General features: G+C 68.1%; 14 protein-coding genes. 2 read left to right on the top strand and 12 right to left on the bottom strand.

Translation table 11 applies throughout. From position 1 onward, the window contains the following. Positions 1 to 32 precede the first annotated feature (32 nt). The 7 genes from ACWGSK_RS05365 to ACWGSK_RS05395 form a co-directional block, all read right to left on the bottom strand. On the bottom strand, positions 33 to 791 hold the full coding sequence (locus tag ACWGSK_RS05365; protein ID WP_358503507.1) for an RNA polymerase sigma factor SigF: 759 nt from the start codon (positions 789 to 791) through the stop codon (positions 33 to 35). A gap of 41 nt (positions 792 to 832) precedes the next feature. Then, a complete protein-coding gene (locus tag ACWGSK_RS05370; protein WP_067601466.1) occupies positions 833 to 1,258 on the bottom strand; it encodes an ATP-binding protein in 426 nt (141 codons plus the stop codon). Between the two features lie 125 nt (positions 1,259 to 1,383). Then, positions 1,384 to 1,875 (bottom strand): GNAT family N-acetyltransferase, encoded by a 492-nt coding sequence (locus tag ACWGSK_RS05375; protein ID WP_358503173.1) that lies wholly within the window; start codon positions 1,873 to 1,875, stop codon positions 1,384 to 1,386. Between the two features lie 113 nt (positions 1,876 to 1,988). Continuing rightward, the gene (locus ACWGSK_RS05380) at positions 1,989 to 2,579 is read right to left on the bottom strand and encodes a class I SAM-dependent methyltransferase (RefSeq protein ID WP_452455277.1); all 591 of its coding nucleotides are present in this window, start codon (positions 2,577 to 2,579) and stop codon (positions 1,989 to 1,991) included. A 221-nt stretch (positions 2,580 to 2,800) separates the two neighbouring features. Further along, a complete protein-coding gene (locus ACWGSK_RS05385) occupies positions 2,801 to 3,628 on the bottom strand; it encodes an amino acid ABC transporter ATP-binding protein (RefSeq protein ID WP_358503167.1) in 828 nt (275 codons plus the stop codon). After that, positions 3,628 to 4,587, bottom strand: a complete 960-nt coding sequence (locus ACWGSK_RS05390; protein ID WP_452455278.1) for an amino acid ABC transporter permease — start codon at positions 4,585 to 4,587, stop codon at positions 3,628 to 3,630. The genes ACWGSK_RS05385 and ACWGSK_RS05390 overlap by 1 nt, the downstream gene beginning before the upstream one ends. A 148-nt stretch (positions 4,588 to 4,735) precedes the next feature. Continuing rightward, positions 4,736 to 5,644, bottom strand: coding sequence for an ABC transporter substrate-binding protein (locus tag ACWGSK_RS05395; protein WP_452455279.1), 909 nt, complete (start codon positions 5,642 to 5,644; stop codon positions 4,736 to 4,738). A 380-nt stretch (positions 5,645 to 6,024) separates the two neighbouring features. Here ACWGSK_RS05395 and ACWGSK_RS05400 point away from each other — a divergent pair, with 380 nt between their 5' ends. Continuing rightward, positions 6,025 to 7,218, top strand: a complete 1,194-nt coding sequence (locus ACWGSK_RS05400; RefSeq protein ID WP_358503159.1) for an NAD(P)-dependent malic enzyme — start codon at positions 6,025 to 6,027, stop codon at positions 7,216 to 7,218. A 204-nt stretch (positions 7,219 to 7,422) separates the two neighbouring features. Beyond that, positions 7,423 to 8,961 carry a serine hydrolase gene (locus tag ACWGSK_RS05405; RefSeq protein ID WP_452455280.1) on the top strand — a complete coding sequence of 513 codons (1,539 nt, stop codon included), beginning with the start codon at positions 7,423 to 7,425 and terminating at the stop codon, positions 8,959 to 8,961. Positions 8,962 to 8,982: 21 nt separating this feature from the next. Here the strand turns inward: ACWGSK_RS05405 and ACWGSK_RS05410 are convergent, their stop codons facing one another. From ACWGSK_RS05410 to ACWGSK_RS05430, 5 genes are all read right to left on the bottom strand, one after another. Next, positions 8,983 to 9,162, bottom strand: coding sequence for a hypothetical protein (locus tag ACWGSK_RS05410; protein ID WP_358503153.1), 180 nt, complete (start codon positions 9,160 to 9,162; stop codon positions 8,983 to 8,985). A gap of 88 nt (positions 9,163 to 9,250) precedes the next feature. Further along, complete coding sequence (locus ACWGSK_RS05415; protein ID WP_452455281.1) at positions 9,251 to 10,255, bottom strand: helix-turn-helix transcriptional regulator; 1,005 nt, start codon at positions 10,253 to 10,255, stop codon at positions 9,251 to 9,253. Beyond that, complete coding sequence (locus tag ACWGSK_RS05420) at positions 10,252 to 11,106, bottom strand: DUF4097 family beta strand repeat-containing protein (protein ID WP_452455282.1); 855 nt, start codon at positions 11,104 to 11,106, stop codon at positions 10,252 to 10,254. Before ACWGSK_RS05420 ends, ACWGSK_RS05415 begins: the two co-directional genes overlap by 4 nt. 228 nt (positions 11,107 to 11,334) lie before the next feature. Beyond that, positions 11,335 to 11,511, bottom strand: a complete 177-nt coding sequence (locus tag ACWGSK_RS05425) for a DUF6104 family protein (protein ID WP_190318387.1) — start codon at positions 11,509 to 11,511, stop codon at positions 11,335 to 11,337. Between the two features lie 13 nt (positions 11,512 to 11,524). Continuing rightward, positions 11,525 to 15,157: a multifunctional oxoglutarate decarboxylase/oxoglutarate dehydrogenase thiamine pyrophosphate-binding subunit/dihydrolipoyllysine-residue succinyltransferase subunit gene (locus tag ACWGSK_RS05430; protein WP_358503144.1), complete on the bottom strand. Its 3,633-nt coding sequence runs from the start codon at positions 15,155 to 15,157 to the stop codon at positions 11,525 to 11,527. Positions 15,158 to 15,541: the final 384 nt, after the last annotated feature.

The raw sequence follows: 15,541 nt of genomic DNA on the forward strand, positions 1-15,541 counted from the left end.
GCGGGTGGAACCCGCCGGCGCCCGAACGACCGTTAATCGTCGGTGGTGAGTGCCTGGCGCAGCTGGGCCAGGGTCCGCGCCAACAGACGGGACACGTGCATCTGCGAGATCCCCAGTTCCTGGGCGATCTGTGACTGGGTCATGTTGCCGAAGAAGCGCAGCAGCAGGATCCGCTTCTCCCTGGGCGGGAGCTGCTCCAAGAGCGGCTTCAACGACTCCCGGTACTCCACGCCCTCCAGCGACTCGTCCACGATGCCGAGCGAGTCCGCGACGGCGGGTGCGTCCTCGTCACCGCTGTCGGGGGCGTCGAGCGACACCGTCGAGTAGGCGTTGGCGGACTCCAGGCCCTCCAGCACCTCCTCCTCGGTCATCTGCAGGTGCTGGGCCAACTCCGCGACGGTGGGAGAGCGCCCCTCCCGCTGGGAGAGGTCGCTGACCGCCTTGGTCAGCGAGAGCTTCAGCTCCTGGAGGCGACGGGGAACCCGGACCGCCCAGCCCTTGTCCCGGAAGTGGCGCTTGATCTCACCGACGATCGTCGGGGTGGCGTAGGTGGAGAACTCCACCCCGCGCTCCAGATCGAATCTGTCGATGGACTTGATGAGTCCGATCGTGGCCACCTGGGTGAGGTCGTCCAACCACTCACCACGGTTACGGAACCGGCGGGCCAGGTACTCCACCAACGGCAGGTGGAGCTCCACCAGTTCGTCACGTATGGAGCGCCGCTCGGGCGAGTCCGCGTCGAGTTCGTTAAGGCGCTCGAACAACGCTCTCGCGCGCGCCCGGTCGGGCACCGCGTGCTCGGTCTTCGCTGTCAGAGCGGGCCCCCTTTCGCTCACGCCGGCTCCAGCGTGCCGCGACGTTTGTACAGGACGATGTAGACGCGATCGTCCGGTCCGACCCCCGCGTCCACGTCCCCCGCCAACGCGGACAGGACGGTCCACGCGAAGGTGTCGCGGGCCGGAAGGCGCCCGTCCGCGGTCAGCACCGAGACGGAGATGCGCATCCCATCCGGGGTGAGTTCGAATTCCGTGGTCAGTTCCGTGCCGGGCAGCGCCTGGGAGAGGAGCATCGCGCAGGCCTCGTCGACACCGATCCTCAGGTCCTCGATCTCGTCGAGGGTGAAGTCGAGTCGCGCGGCCAAGCCGGCCGTGGCCGTCCGCAGCACCGACAGATAGGCACTGTCGGCTGGCATGTTGACGGTGACGGCGTCGCGTACACCGGTGGCGTCGGCCGTGGGCACGGCGGTTTCTTCGGTCACGTCCCTCCTTCGGGGGGCGAGGTTGCCGCTTGAATGCAATGTATCTCGTTTCACCCTGCCACTGACGCAGGGAAGTGAGATCGTGTCCGGCGGGTGATGGCCGAACCCGAGACGAATGGTCGGACTCAGGTCCGCGCGGAACCCACAGCGACCAGCGCGTCGCCGTCCAGACGACGGACCGTCCACTCGTCCATGGGTGTGGAGCCCAACGACTCGTAGAACCCGATCGCGGGGGTGTTCCAGTCCAACACCGACCACTCCAGGCGTGTGTAACCACGTTCCACGCAGATCCTCGCGAGGTTGCGCAACAGGGCACCGCCGTACCCGTGGCCGCGCATCTCGGGTCGTACGTACAGGTCCTCCAGGTAGATCCCGTGCCTGCCGGTCCAGGTGGAGTAGTTGAGGAACCACAGGGCGAACCCCGCCGACACGACGGTGCCGTCGGCGTTCTCGTGCTCCACGAGGTGCGCGTACACCGCCGCGTCCGGGCCGAACAGCGCCCGGTGGAGGTCGTCCTCCGTCGCCACCGCCGCCTCGGGTTCCTTTTCGTATTCGGCGAGTTCACCGATCATCCGGTTGATGACGGGAACGTCTTCGGGGCGGGCGGGACGGATCATCGGACCACCTCGGGCGAGTCGGGGACGGCGGATGTTCCCAGGGTATGCGTCCGACGTAAGGGGAATGTGGGGCCGATGATCGGCGCGTGGTGATTGAGGTGCCCGCGTACCGCTCAGTGCGGTCGGTGCGCCACCACGCGTTCCACCAGTCCGAAGAACAGCCGGTCGTGGTGGCCCACCTCGAAACCGACCTCCCCGGCGACCTCCCGGGGGAGCCTGCGAGGGTGTTCGCGTCGGCGCTCCCGCAGCAGCAATGGCATCCGCGTGTACTCGATGTGGTCGACCAGGAGCAGCCGGCCGCCGGGCACCAGGACGCGGTGCATCTCCCGTAGGGCCCGTTCCTGGTCGGGGATGGTGCACAGGGAGAGCGTGCACACCACGGTCTCGAAGGAACGGTCGGCGAAGGCCATGTCCTGCGCGTCGCCCTCCACCAGGGTGATGGATCGTTCCAGGTCATCGGCCTTCTCCCGGGCCTTGGCGAGCATCGCGGGGCTCAGGTCCAACCCGGTGAGTTCCACCTGGGGCGGGTAGTACCGCAGGTTCCGCCCGGTCCCCACCGCCACCTCCAGGGCGCGCCCGCGCGCGCCGGTGCACAGGAGCTCCCTGGTATCGCGGATGGCCACGTGTTCGCAGTGGCCTCCGAGGTCGTATCGGCCCGCGCGGTGCTCCCAGAGCCGACGTGCCTTTTCCGTACGCGAGTCCATGCCTCTCCCCGGGACAGGTTCGGGGTGCCCCTGGGAAAAGACTTTGGGACCGGGAGGCCGGCCGGTCAAGGGGTGAGGCGGGGTGTTTCCCGTTCACCCCGAACCCACGTGCGGTTTCGGGTGGATACGGTCCGGTTCCGGCCGTGTGCGTGTGGAACCGATTCGATGAGGTAAAGGCCGCGGGGCCCGCACACCACCGGTGTACGGGCCCCGCGGGTGGATCACTGGATCACCTTGGACAGGAACGCACGGGTGCGTTCGTGTTGTGGGTTCGAGAGCACCTCGGCGGGCGTCCCCGTCTCCACCACGGCGCCGTCGTCCATGAAGACCAGCGAGTCGCCCACCTCGCGGGCGAAGCCCATCTCGTGCGTGACGACCACCATGGTCATGCCACCCCTGGCCAGGTCGCGCATGACGTCCAGGACCTCGCCGACCAGCTCCGGGTCCAGCGCGCTGGTGGGCTCGTCGAAGAGCATCAGCGACGGTTCCATGGCCAGCGCGCGGGCGATCGCCACACGCTGCTGCTGGCCACCGGAGAGCTGTTCGGGGTAGGCGTTGGCCTTGTCCGGCAGACCCACCCGCTCCAACAGTTCCATGGCCCGCTCGGTGGCCTGGGCCTTCGGGGTGCGCTTGACCTGCGTCGGAGCCTCGATGACGTTGCCGAGCACGGTCAGGTGCGGGAACAGGTTGAACCGCTGGAAGACCATCCCGATGTCGCTGCGCTGGGCCGCGATCTCGCTGTCCCGCAGCTCGTAGAGGCGTCCGCGCCTTTGCCGGTATCCCATCAGCTCACCGTTGACCCACAGACGGCCGGCGGTGAGCTTCTCCAGGTGGTTGACGCAGCGCAGGAAGGTGGACTTGCCCGACCCCGAGGGGCCGACCACGCACATCACCTCGCCACGTCGGACCTCCAGGTCGATGCCCTTGAGGACCTCCAGGCGGCCGAAGCTCTTGCGCACGTCCTCGGCGACGACGAGCGCGTCGGAGGGTGGTGCGTCGGCGGTCTCTACGGCCACGTCGTCAGCGGGCATGCGGTTCTCCTCGGCCATCAGTGCCTCCCTCCGACGATGCGGTTCTCGACGCCGCGCTCACTGCGGCTGAACCTGCGCTCGATGAAGTACTGGCCGACCATGAGGACGCTGGTGATCGCCAGGTACCACAGGCAGGCCGCCACCAGCATCGGGAAGATCTGGTAGGTGCGGGTTCCGATGGCCTGGAGCTGGTAGAAGAGCTCGATGGTCACCGGCACGTACGCCAACAGGGCGGTGTCCTTGAGCATGGCGATGGTCTCGTTGCCCGTGGGCGGGATGACCACCCGCATCGCCTGCGGCAGCGTGATGCGCCGCATGATCTTGCTTCGGCCCATACCGAGGGCCTGGGCGGCCTCGGTCTGGCCCTTGTTCACCGACTGCAGGCCGGCGCGGATGATCTCGGCCATGTAGGCGCCCTCGGACAGCGCCAGGGCGAGCAGACCGGCCATGTAGCCGCTCAGGAGGGTGCGGACGTCGATCTCGAAGAACCGGGCGTCGCCCTCCAGGCCCAGCATGGGCATCCAGTAGTTGTCGAAGGGGAGCCCGACGTGGATGGTCGAGTACAGGATGGCGATGTTGCCGAAGAGCACGGCCAGGACCAACCGGGGCACACCGCGGAAGAACCAGGTGTACAGCCAGGCGACCGACACCAGGACCGGGTTCCCGGACAGACGCATCACCGCCAGCACGACGCCCAGCAGGATACCGATGACCATGGACAGGACGGTGGCGCTGAGGGTCACCCAGACACCGTTCACGACCGGGTCCGAGAACATGTGCTCGAACATGAACGGCCAGTTGAACGCGGGGTTCGTGATCAGCATGTTCACGAACATCGCGGCGAGGACCAGCACGACCCCGGCGGCGACCCAACGTTCCGGGTAGCGGACGGGGACTGCGGAGATCGGGTCGGCCGGTCGGCCCGGGGTCGGTTCCTTCGACCCCGGATCGTCCGCCGATGCACTCGGTGACGTCACGGATCAGACTTTCGCTAGTGGCGGGCGAACAGGGCGGGCGGTCGTCGTGACCGGAACGGGCGCCCGGACACGTTCTGATGAAACGGCCGCACGCCGGCCCTGGTGAGCTCGGCGTGCGGTGGTGCGACGCTGGGGGGACCCGGTGGGGCTATTCGTCGACGGAGGGGTTGACCTCGGAGGTCTCGACGGCACCGACCTCGATGCCCCACTCCTCCAGGACGTTCCCGTAGGTGCCGTCCTCGATGATGGAGTTGAACCCGGCGGCCAGGGCATCGGCCATCTCGGTGTCGTCCTTGGGGGTGATGACGCCGTAGGGCGCGGCCGAGTACTGCTCGTCGATGAATTCGAGCTGGTCGCCGGTCTCCTGCAGGGCGAACAGGGAAGTGGGCAGGTCGGCCAGGGACGCGTCGTTGAGTCCGGAGACCACGCTGGAGGTCGCCAGCGGCTGGTTCTGGAACTTCTCGATGGTGATGGCCTCTTCGCCCGCCTCGACGCAGGCGTCGCTACGGGCCTCGATGTCGGTGTCGTGCGTGGTGCCGGTCTGCACGGCGATACGCATACCGCAGGCGTTATCGGGGTCGACCCCTTCGGGGTTCCCGGCGAGGCCGAACCACTGCGTCCCGGAGGAGAAGTAGCTCACCATGTTGACGGCCTCCATGCGCTCCTCCGTGATGGTGAAGGAGGAGGCGCCGAGGTCGTAGTTGCCGCTGTCGACGCCGATGATGATGGAGTCGAAGTTGGCGGGGACCCACTCGACTTCGAGGCCGAGCTTGTTCAGGGCGGCCGTCACCAGGTCCACGTTGAAGCCGAGGACGGTCTCGCCGTCCTCGTCCAGGTACTCGCCGGGCGGGTACTCGGCTTCGACACCGATGCTGACGACGCCGGCCTCGGCGATGTCGTCGGGGAGCAACGCGGCGAGTTCCTCGTCGACGGAGACCTCCGGCGCTTCGGGGGCGGCTTCGTCCTCGGCGCCGTCACCATCGCCACACGCGGAAAGGGTCAGGACACCCACTGCGGCGAGGGCGGTGAAGTAGGGGAGGGACTTGCGCAGGGGCATGTGAGGTCTCCTTCAAGGGCACGAATCATGCCTGCTCGGAGGCCTGTTCGCGGATCCGTTCCGCAGGCCTGGAACGACAACACGGACATTATGCTGCATAGTGCTTTAAGTCGGTAGCACTCCATCCTGACGCCCCGCGATTTTCCCGCGGTCACCGTTGTGAGAGGATTGCGTAACGGGTCATCCCCGTGAGATGCGGACGCGCTGTACTCGTATAAGAGTCCGGCGAAGACTGTCCCTTCCGGCGAACACCACCGGTCATGGCCGACCGGCGCCGTGGAGGGTTCCCCTAGCACCCTTACGTCTTCGCGCGCGATCCGTCGACCATCGTCCTCGTCATGGCCGACGCGGACGTAGAAGCAGACCGAGGGGTTTGAGTAGTGACCACCTTTACTTCGCGTACCCAGGACACGTCCGAGCTGGACAAGGATCCGGCCTTCGCCATGCATCGCGGTGGCAAGCTCCATGTCACCTCCTCCGTGGACGTCAGCGACCACGAGGGACTCTCCCTGGCCTACACACCGGGTGTCGCCCGCGTCTGCGACGCGATCGCCGAGAACGCCGAGTTGGTCGAGACCTACACCTGGAAGAGCAACCTGGTCGCCGTCGTCACCGACGGCACCGCGGTCCTGGGCCTGGGCAACATCGGGCCGGAGGCCTCGCTGCCGGTCATGGAGGGCAAGTCGCTGCTGTTCAAGCAGTTCGGCGACGTCGACTCCGTGCCGATCGCCCTCAACTGCACCGGCGTCGACGAGATCGTCGAGACCGTCGTGCGCATGTCACCGTCCTTCGGTGGCGTCAACCTGGAGGACATCTCCGCTCCGCGCTGCTTCGAGATCGAGGACAAGCTGCGTGAGCGCCTGGACATCCCGGTCTTCCACGACGACCAGCACGGTACCGCCATCGTGACCGTCGCCGCGCTGCACAACGCGGCCCGCCTCACCGGCCGTACCCTGGCCGACCTGCGGGTCGTCGTCTCCGGTGCGGGCGCCGCCGGCGTCGCCGTCACCAAGATGCTCGTCGACGGAGGCATCGGCGACATCGCCGTCGCCGACTCCAAGGGCATGATCCACGAAGGCCGGGAGAGCCTGACCTCGGTCAAGCGGGAACTGGCCGCCATCAGCAACAAGGCCGGTCTGAAGGGCTCCATCGAGAGCGCGCTGGAGGGCGCCGACGTGTTCGTCGGCCTGTCCGCCGGTGAGGTCCCCGAGTCGGTCGTGGCCACCATGGCCGACGACGCCATCGTCTTCGCCATGGCCAACCCCAACCCGGAGATCCACCCGGACGTGGCCCGCAAGCACGCGAGCGTCGTCGCCACCGGGCGCAGCGACTTCCCGAACCAGATCAACAACGTCCTGGCCTTCCCCGGCGTGTTCCGGGGCGCCCTCGACGTCCAGGCCCGCGACATCACCGAGAACATGAAGCTGGCCGCCGCCAAGGCCATCGCCGACCTCGTCGGTGACGACCTGAGCGCCGACTACGTCATCCCCAGCACGTTCGACGAGCGCGTGGTCCCGGCGGTCTCCGCCGCGGTCGCCGCTCAGGCCCGTGCGGACGGCGTCGCCCGCCGTTGATGGAGTTCCAGGGCCCGTGCGATCGTCTCGATCGCTCGGGCCCTTTTTCGTGCCGGGGTGGGGTCGAGGCCACCACCCAGGGGGGAGTACGGACACCCCGGTTCGGGGGGACCGGCGTAGTGCGCCGTGACGGGGCGCACTCGTAGGTTTTCGAGGACTGGAACCACGCCGTTCGAACGGCCTCAGACCCCTGGGACACCCCTCATGGAACCGACCTCCCCGACCACGCGCGAGCCCCGAAGAACCGGTGGACGGATCGCGATGGCCCTGGCCGTGGTGATCGCCGCCGTTGGAGCGGTGACCCTGATCCCGCGGCCCTACGAACTCGACGACCGGGTCGAGGGCGACCGTGAGGTCGCGGCGTCGGTCCGGGAGGGGATCGGCGACACCACCGGCTACCACGGGCTGTCCGTGGCCCTCGTCGAACCCGACCCCGAGGGCGGGTACCACGTCCGCTCGGCGGGGCTGGGCTCGGTCGGCGACGAGGGAGAACAGGTGGACGAGGACACCCCCTTCGGGTCCGCGTCGGTGGCCAAGGTGCTGCCCGGGATGCTGCTCGCCGACATGATCGACCAGGGCGAACTCGATCTGGACACCAGGGTGGGGGAACTGCTGCCGGAACTGGACCCGGCCGACCCCGCCGTCGCCGACATCACCGTCGAGGAACTGGCCACCCACACCTCGGGGCTGTCGCGTGAGGAGACGACCCTGCCCCAGACCCTCTGGCAGTTCGTCGCCAAACGCCACCCCGACCCGGCGGGTTCGGTCGACGACTTCCTCGCGGAGGTGGCCGCACAGGCCCGCGTCGACCCCGAACTACGGGGAAGCAACGTCTACTCCAACACCGGCTTCGGTCTATTGGGGCACGCGCTGGCGGCCCGCGCCGGGATCGACTACGCCGCCCTGGTCCGCGAACGCCTCCTGGAACCCCTGGGCATGGAGCACACCCGAGTGTGGTCCGACCAGGCCGGTTCCGACCCCGTCGTGCACGACGCCGACCGTGGGTGGTCCATCGAACTGGACCGCACGGTCGCATCCGGTCCCTCGGGTGGGGTGACCACGACGGCGGGTGACCTCGGGCTGCTCCTCGCGGCGATGATGGACGACTCGGCGCCGGGAGCCGGCGCGGCCGAACCCGTGGCCGCGGGCGACGTGGCCCGCCGGGAACAGGGACTGGGCTGGTACGTGGAGACCCTCGGTGGTCGGGAGATCACCGCGCACGGCGGGAACGCCACCACCAACGGCCACACCGCCTGGATCGGCTACTCCGGTGACCGGGGAGCCGTGGTCCTGTCGAACACGCACCGGTACAGCGAGGATATCGGCATCCGACTGCTCGGGGTCGACGAACCCAGTCCGGACAACGTGGCGGGGGAGCGGTTGTATGCCACCGTGACGGCGATCCTGGCACTGCTGCCCGGGGCCCTGTTCCTGGGCTTCGCCGCCCGGCGCCGCCCCTGGCCGATGACGCGTCGGCCCACGGACCGGGCGGGCCTGGTCGCCTACGGGACGCTCACGGTCGCGCTGCTCGGGTACGTCCACCTCGCCGGTTTCTGGCACCTGGTCTCCCCGTGGGCGTGGGCGGCCGGGGTGTTCCTGACCGTGGCCGCGGCCGTGGTCGGGGCCCGAAGATGGTCGGACCTGCCCACCACCAGGGGTGGCCTGCCCTGGCCCAGATGGGCGCTGACCGGCCTCGTCGCCTTCGCCGGCCTGGCGCTCCTGGTGGGTCTGGCCACGCTCTGACACCGTGCGCCGTCGGGACGATCACATCAGCTCCGCGGGTGAGTCGAACTCCTCCTTCAGGAGGTCGAACGCCCGGCGCAGGTCGGCCAGGGCGGCGTCCGGGGTGTCACCCTCGCCACGAGTGGCCGCCCCCGAAGGCAGACGGGCGTGGGCACTCCACACACCGTCCGCGTCCTGCTCGATCGTGTACGGAACCAGCACCGCTTCTTCCTTCTGGATCGGATGATTCGACGAGGGGCCCGGGAGACCACGCCCCCGTGTGGTCTCCCGGGCCTCCTCCGGCGTCGACTCAGTCGCGCCGTTCCTGGTCCTCGCCGGTGGCGGTGGACCAGGAATCACCGCCCGAGGGCGGCATCGGTCGAGCCTTCGGCTCCTCCGAGGGGCCCGCGTCCCCCGGTTCGGACCCTTGGTCGGTGGGTCCCTCGGTGGACTCCTCACCCTTGTCCGACGTCGGTTCGGACCCCTCGCGTTCCCCCTCGGCCGGCCCCCACCGGCCCAGGTCGCGGCGGATCACCTCGACCGTGTCGTCGAGGATGCGGCGCAGGTCGTTCGCGGCGGACCCGCCGACCTGACCGGCGCCCCGGAGCATGTCCCGAACGCGCACGGAGAAGTCCTTCAGGGCGTGTTCGAACTCGGGCCCCTCGTGCCCGGTCTCCTTACGCCCCGCCTCGTCACGCCGGGCGTCGTCGTGTTCGGACCCTTCCCCCGAGCCCTCACCGCGACGTTCGGAGTCGGTGCGACCCCAGGCGGCACCGAACGCCCCGCCGAAGCCCTGGGCGAACCGATCCCACTCACGGGCCCACATTCCGCCGTCCCCACAGTCCCGGGCGCGGTCCCGCTCACGACGGTCCTGGTCCCCCTCGTCCTCGGGGGCCTTGGTCCCCTCGGCGCGTTCGGCCCCCTCGCGGCGGGTGCCGCCCGCGGTGAACTTCAGTTCGTCGCGCAGGGAGCTGATGGTGGCGCGCACGTCCTGCTTGACCGCGCGGGCGATGTCGCGCACCGAGTCGGTGATCTCCCGCTCCAGGTCGTCCAGGTCGCTCTCGCGGGCGCGCAGCTCCTCACGTCCCTTGTCGGTGAGGCTGTACACCTTGCGGCCACCCTCCTCGGTGTGGGTGACCAGGCCCTCCTCCTCCAACCGGGCGAGCCGAGGGTAGATGGTGCCGGGAGAGGGCGAGTACACGCCAAGGAAACGGTCGCGCAGCAGGCTGATGATCTCGTAGCCGTGGCGCGGGCTCTCGTCGAGCAGCTTGAGCAGGTACAGGCGCAGTCTGCCGTGGCCGAAGATGGTGCTCATGAGGCCCCCTCTGGGATCGCGGCCGGAGCCTCGGGCGCACGACGCAGCAGCGCGGTCCGACCGGACACGGTGTTGACACTGATGGCGGCGGGGTCCACACCCACGCCGATCTTCCCGCTCAGGGTGTTGCGGGCCGGCGCGGTGTTGCGGTCCAACCCGAAGTCGGAGTCGACCCCACCGGTCATGGTGCGCAACTCGACGTTGGCGGAGCTCTCCGCGGGGACCCGCAGGGCCACCTCGCCGGACACGGTCGTCACCCGCACACGAGCCGAGGCCGCGAGGTCGGTGTCGACCAGGACCGATCCGGAGACGGTCTTGGCCCGCAGCCCGGAGAGGCGGCCGCCGGCCACGGCCAGCTGCCCGGTGGCGCTGTTGAAGCCCAGGGTGCCGCCCGGTCCGCGTACCGAGGCGCTGCCGTCGGCGGTGTTCAGGTCGGTTTCACCGGAGACCTCGTCCAAGGTGATCTCGCCGGTGGCGGTCCTGATCTTGGTGCGGGCGCTGAGCCCGGCCGCCACCACGGGCGCGGTGGCCGTGGACACCTCCACCGGGCAGTCCCGGGGGACCCTCAGGTTCACGGTGACCCGACGCGAGTGCATGTTCTTGTAGCCGGTCAGCTGGAGGGGCTTGAGCCGGTCGAGGAACCCCTGACCGGTCAGGTCCCGGTAGTGGATGGTGAGGATCCCGGCTTCCTGGGTGACTTCCAGGGGCTCGCCCTCGATGTCGGTGATCTCGAAGGTCACCGGGTCGTCGGTGGGAATGATGTTGACCTGTCCGCCGACGATTCGCACCTTCAGGGCGACGATGCCGTCCAAGGTGTGCGTCATCGGACTGTCGATGGTCCAACTTGCCATCGTGAACCCTTCCGTTCGCTCTCGATGTCTTCACGATATGTCGCGTCTTCGGCGAACTCAAGATATGTCGTGGATTTCGGGGGTCGAATCGGGGATCCTCGGGGACGACCCCGAGCCCGGCGTGCGCGGGCCCACCCACCGGATCGACCCCGGACACAAGCGAGGGGCCCGGGTCCACGTGGACCCGGGCCCCTCGGCCGGTACATCGCTCAGCGCGATGCCTCGTCGCTACTCCTCCTCGTCGTCCAGCCGGGCCAACCAGGTGGCCAGCCGTTCGACGGGCGTCTCGAACTCGGGGTTGACGTCGGTGAACACCCGCAGCTGCTCGGCGAGCCAGGCGAAGCTGACCTCCTCGTCGCCGCGGCGGTTCTCCAACTCCTCGATTCCTCGATCGGTGAAGTACATGGTTCTTCCGTCGCTATTCCGCGGGTGGGAAGACCGTGTCCACCAGGGCACGCTGCTCGGCCTCGTGACGCTTGGCCGAACCGGCCGCGGGCGCGGAGGAGGCCGGACGCGAGATCCGGGTGAACGGGCGGTCGAGCTGCTCGGAGAAGACCAGCGCGACGAAGGGCCACGGGCCCATGTTCGCCGGCTCCTCCTGGACCCACAGGACCTCGCCCGAGTTCGGGTAGGCCTTGAGCTGCTCGCGGATCTCCTCGATCGGCAGCGGGTACAGCCGCTCCGCGCGGATGATCGCGGTGTGCTTGTCCCCGCTCTTGCGGCGAGCCGCGTCCAGGTCGTAGTAGATCTTGCCGGAGCAGATGACCACACGACGGACCTTCTCCGGCGCGATCGAGTCGTCCCCGATCAGCGGCTGGAAGGAGCCCGAGGTGAAGTCCTGGGCGGCCGAGGTCGCGGTCTTCAGACGCAGCAGCGACTTGGGCGTGAACACCACGAGCGGGCGCTCCAGCGGCGACTTGGCCTGCCAACGCAGCAGGTGGAAGTAGCTCGCCGGGGTGCTCGGCATCGCGACGGTCATGTTCTCCTGCGCGCACGACTGGAGGAACCGCTCGATGCGGGCCGAGGAGTGGTCCGGGCCCTGGCCCTCGTAGCCGTGCGGCAGCAGCATGGTGACGCTGGAGCGCTGGCCCCACTTCTGCTCGCCCGCGCTGATGTACTCGTCGATGATGGTCTGCGCGCCGTTGACGAAGTCACCGAACTGCGCCTCCCACATCACCAGGGAGCCCGGACGGGTCAGCGAGTAGCCGTACTCGAAGCCCAGCGCCGCGTACTCGCTCAGCAGCGAGTCGTAGGCGAGGAACTTCGTGGTGCCGTTGTCGAAGCTCTTCAGCGGCGTGTGGGTCTCGCCGGTGTCGCGGTCCATCAACGTGGCGTGACGCTGACCGAAGGTGCCGCGGCGACTGTCCTGACCGACCAGACGGACCGGGTGGTCGTCCAGCAGCAGCGACCCGAAGGCCAGCAGCTCACCGGTGGCCCAGTCGATCGCGTCGTTCTCGACCATGGTCGCGCGACGGGACAGCTGCGGGGCCAGACGCGGGTGCGGCTTGAAGTCCTCGGGCAGGTTCACCTGGGTGTCGATGACCCGCTTGACGGTCTCCGAGGAGATCGCCGTCTCCACCTTGGAGTGGTCCAGACGGGACTCGGTGAACACCTCGGGCTTGACCACGGAGCCCGGCTCGATCGGCCTCTTCTCGACCTCACGGGTCTCGGTGAAGGCGCGTTCGAGTTCGCTCTGGTAGTCGCGAAGCGCCGACTCCGCCTCTTCCACCGTGATGTCACCGCGACCGATCAGGGACTCGGTGAACAGCTTGCGGGTGGAACGCTTGGCGTCGATGACGTCGTACATCAGCGGCTGGGTGAACGCGGGGTTGTCGCCCTCGTTGTGCCCACGACGCCGGTAGCAGACCAGGTCGATCACGACGTCCTTGTTGAACGCCTGACGGTAGGCGAAGGCCAGGTTCGCGACCCGGACCACGGCCTCGGGGTCGTCCCCGTTGACGTGGAAGATCGGCGCCTGCACCATGCGCGCGACGTCGGTGGCGTACACGCTGGAGCGGCTGTCGGACGGCGAGGTGGTGAAGCCCACCTGGTTGTTCACGATGACGTGCACCGTGCCGCCGGTCCGGTAACCGCGCAGCTGGGACAGGTTGAGGGTCTCGGCGACCACGCCCTGCCCGGCGAACGCCGCGTCACCGTGGATGAGGATGGGCAGCACGGTGAAGCCGTGCGGGCCCTTGTCGAGCACGTCCTGCTTGGCGCGGACGATGCCCTCGGCGACCGGGTCGACCGTCTCCAGGTGGGACGGGTTGGCGGCCAGCGTGATCTGGATCTTGTCGCCCTCGCGGGTCTCGAAGACCCCCTCGGTGCCCAGGTGGTACTTGACGTCACCGGAGCCGTGCGCGCTGCGCGGGTCGAGGTTGCCCTCGAACTCACCGAAGATCTGCCCGTAGGACTTGCCACAGATGTTGGCCAACACGTTCAGGCGACCGCGGTGGGCCATACCGATGACGGCCTCGTCCAGCTCGGCCTTGGCGGCCTTGGAGATCACACCGTCCAGCAGCGGGATCAGCGACTCTCCACCTTCGAGGGAGAAGCGCTTCTGACCCACGTACTTGGTCTGGAGGAAGGTCTCGAAGGCCTCCGCGCTGTTGAGCCTGTGCAGGATGTGCAGCTGCTCGTCACGGTCGAGCTTCTCGTGCTCGCGCTCGACGTGCGACTGGATCCACTCCCGCTCCTCCGGGCTCTGGATGTGCATGTACTCGATACCCACCGTGCGGCAGTAGGTGTCGCGCAGCACGCCCAGGACGTCGCGAAGCTTCATGACCTGCTTGCCGCCGAAGCCCCCGGTGGGGAACTCGCGGTCCAGGTCCCAGAGCGTCAGGCCGTGTTCGAGCACGTCCAGGTCCGGGTGCTTGCGCTGCTCGTGGGTGAGCGGGTTGGTGTCGGCCATGAGGTGGCCGCGCACACGGTAGGCGTGGATCAGCTCCTGGACCCGGGTGGTCTTGTCGAGCTGGGTGGCCGGGTTGACGTGGATGTCCTGGACCCAGCGGACCGGCTCGTAGGGGATCCGCAGGGCGTTGAAGATCTCGTCGTAGAAACCGTTCTCGCCCAGCAGTAGCTGGTGGATCCGACGCAGGAACTCACCCGACTGGGCACCCTGGATGATCCGGTGGTCGTAGGTCGACGTGATCGTCATGACCTTGCTGATGCCCAGCTCGCTCAGGGTGTCCTGGGAGGCGCCCTGGAACTCGGCCGGGTACTCCATGGCACCCACCGCGAGGATGGTGCCCTGACCGGGCATCAGGCGCGGCACGGAGTGCACGGTGCCGATGCCGCCCGGGTTGGTCAGGCTGATCGTGGTGCCCTGGAAGTCCGGGACGGCCAGCTTGTTGTTGCGGGCCTTGCGGACCAGGTCCTCGTAGCCGCTCCAGAACTCGGCGAAGTCCATCTCTTCGGACTTCTTGACGGAGGGCACGACCAGCTGACGTGAGCCGTCGGGCTTGGGGAGGTCGATCGCCAGACCGAAGTTCACGTGTTCGGGCTTGGCGACGCCGGGCTTACCGTCGACCTCCGTGTAGGAGTGGTTCATCTCCGGCATCGACTCAAGCGCCTTGACCATGGCGTAGCCGATGAGGTGGGTGAAGGAGATCTTCCCACCGCGGCTGCGTCGGAGATGGTTGTTGATGACGATGCGGTTGTCGAACAGCAGCTTGACCGGCACCGCGCGCACACTCGTCGCGGTGGGCATGGTCAGGCTGGAGTCCATGTTGGTCGCGGTACGGGCGGCCGCGCCACGCAGCCGCTCCTCCTTGACCTGGAGCCCATCGTCGCTGTCGGTGTTCTTGGGTGCGGCCGGAGTGGGCTTCTTCTTCGGAGCGGGGGCTGCGGGGGCCTTCTCGGTCTGCGCCTTAGCGGTCGCAGTGGCCCCACCCTTCCCGCCGCCCGAGTCCGCGGGCTTGTAGTCCGCGAAGAAGTTCCACCAAGCCTTGTCAACCGAATTCGGGTCGGTGAGGTACTTCTGGTAAAGCTCCTCGACCAGCCACTCGTTCGGGCCGAAATCTGTCAGGGGTTGAGACGCCTCAGACGACACGGCGGAGATCGCCCACTTCCGCTGCTCGCTTGTGAATGTTCAGGAAAGACGGGTGGCTGCCGGCAAGGCGGGCTCGAAGAAACATGGGGTCGCCCCCATGCGGAGTGTCTGACCAGGCCGGCACTCGTCGCGTACAAGGCTACTTGTACCGACCTCCCGGACGGGAACACTGTGGTTGTTGAAACTGGGAGATAGCTAACAATCTTTCACACGAACCTTGGCTTTCCGTGGTCGTGGCCTTGCCTTGTGTGATCACAGTGTCCTGTTTGTCCATGTCCGTGGGGGTTTTCGGTTCGTGACGCCATGACCGCCTCTGGCCGATGGGAATGTGACACGACACACGTTTCCATGGGCTCGTCCGAGGGGACCCGCGAGCCGACGGTG

Source organism: Nocardiopsis sp. NPDC055551, assembly GCF_053619415.1.

Coding starts and splice junctions, on each gene's coding strand:
- ACWGSK_RS05375 (WP_358503173.1), bottom strand. CDS start 1,875: ATGATCCGTCCCGCCCGCCCCGAAGACGTTCCCGTCATCAACCGGATG.
- ACWGSK_RS05380 (WP_452455277.1), bottom strand. CDS start 2,579: ATGGACTCGCGTACGGAAAAGGCACGTCGGCTCTGGGAGCACCGCGCG.
- ACWGSK_RS05385 (WP_358503167.1), bottom strand. CDS start 3,628: ATGGCCGAGGAGAACCGCATGCCCGCTGACGACGTGGCCGTAGAGACC.
- ACWGSK_RS05395 (WP_452455279.1), bottom strand. CDS start 5,644: ATGCCCCTGCGCAAGTCCCTCCCCTACTTCACCGCCCTCGCCGCAGTG.
- ACWGSK_RS05405 (WP_452455280.1), top strand. CDS start 7,423: ATGGAACCGACCTCCCCGACCACGCGCGAGCCCCGAAGAACCGGTGGA.
- ACWGSK_RS05415 (WP_452455281.1), bottom strand. CDS start 10,255: ATGAGCACCATCTTCGGCCACGGCAGACTGCGCCTGTACCTGCTCAAG.
- ACWGSK_RS05420 (WP_452455282.1), bottom strand. CDS start 11,106: ATGGCAAGTTGGACCATCGACAGTCCGATGACGCACACCTTGGACGGC.
- ACWGSK_RS05425 (WP_190318387.1), bottom strand. CDS start 11,511: ATGTACTTCACCGATCGAGGAATCGAGGAGTTGGAGAACCGCCGCGGC.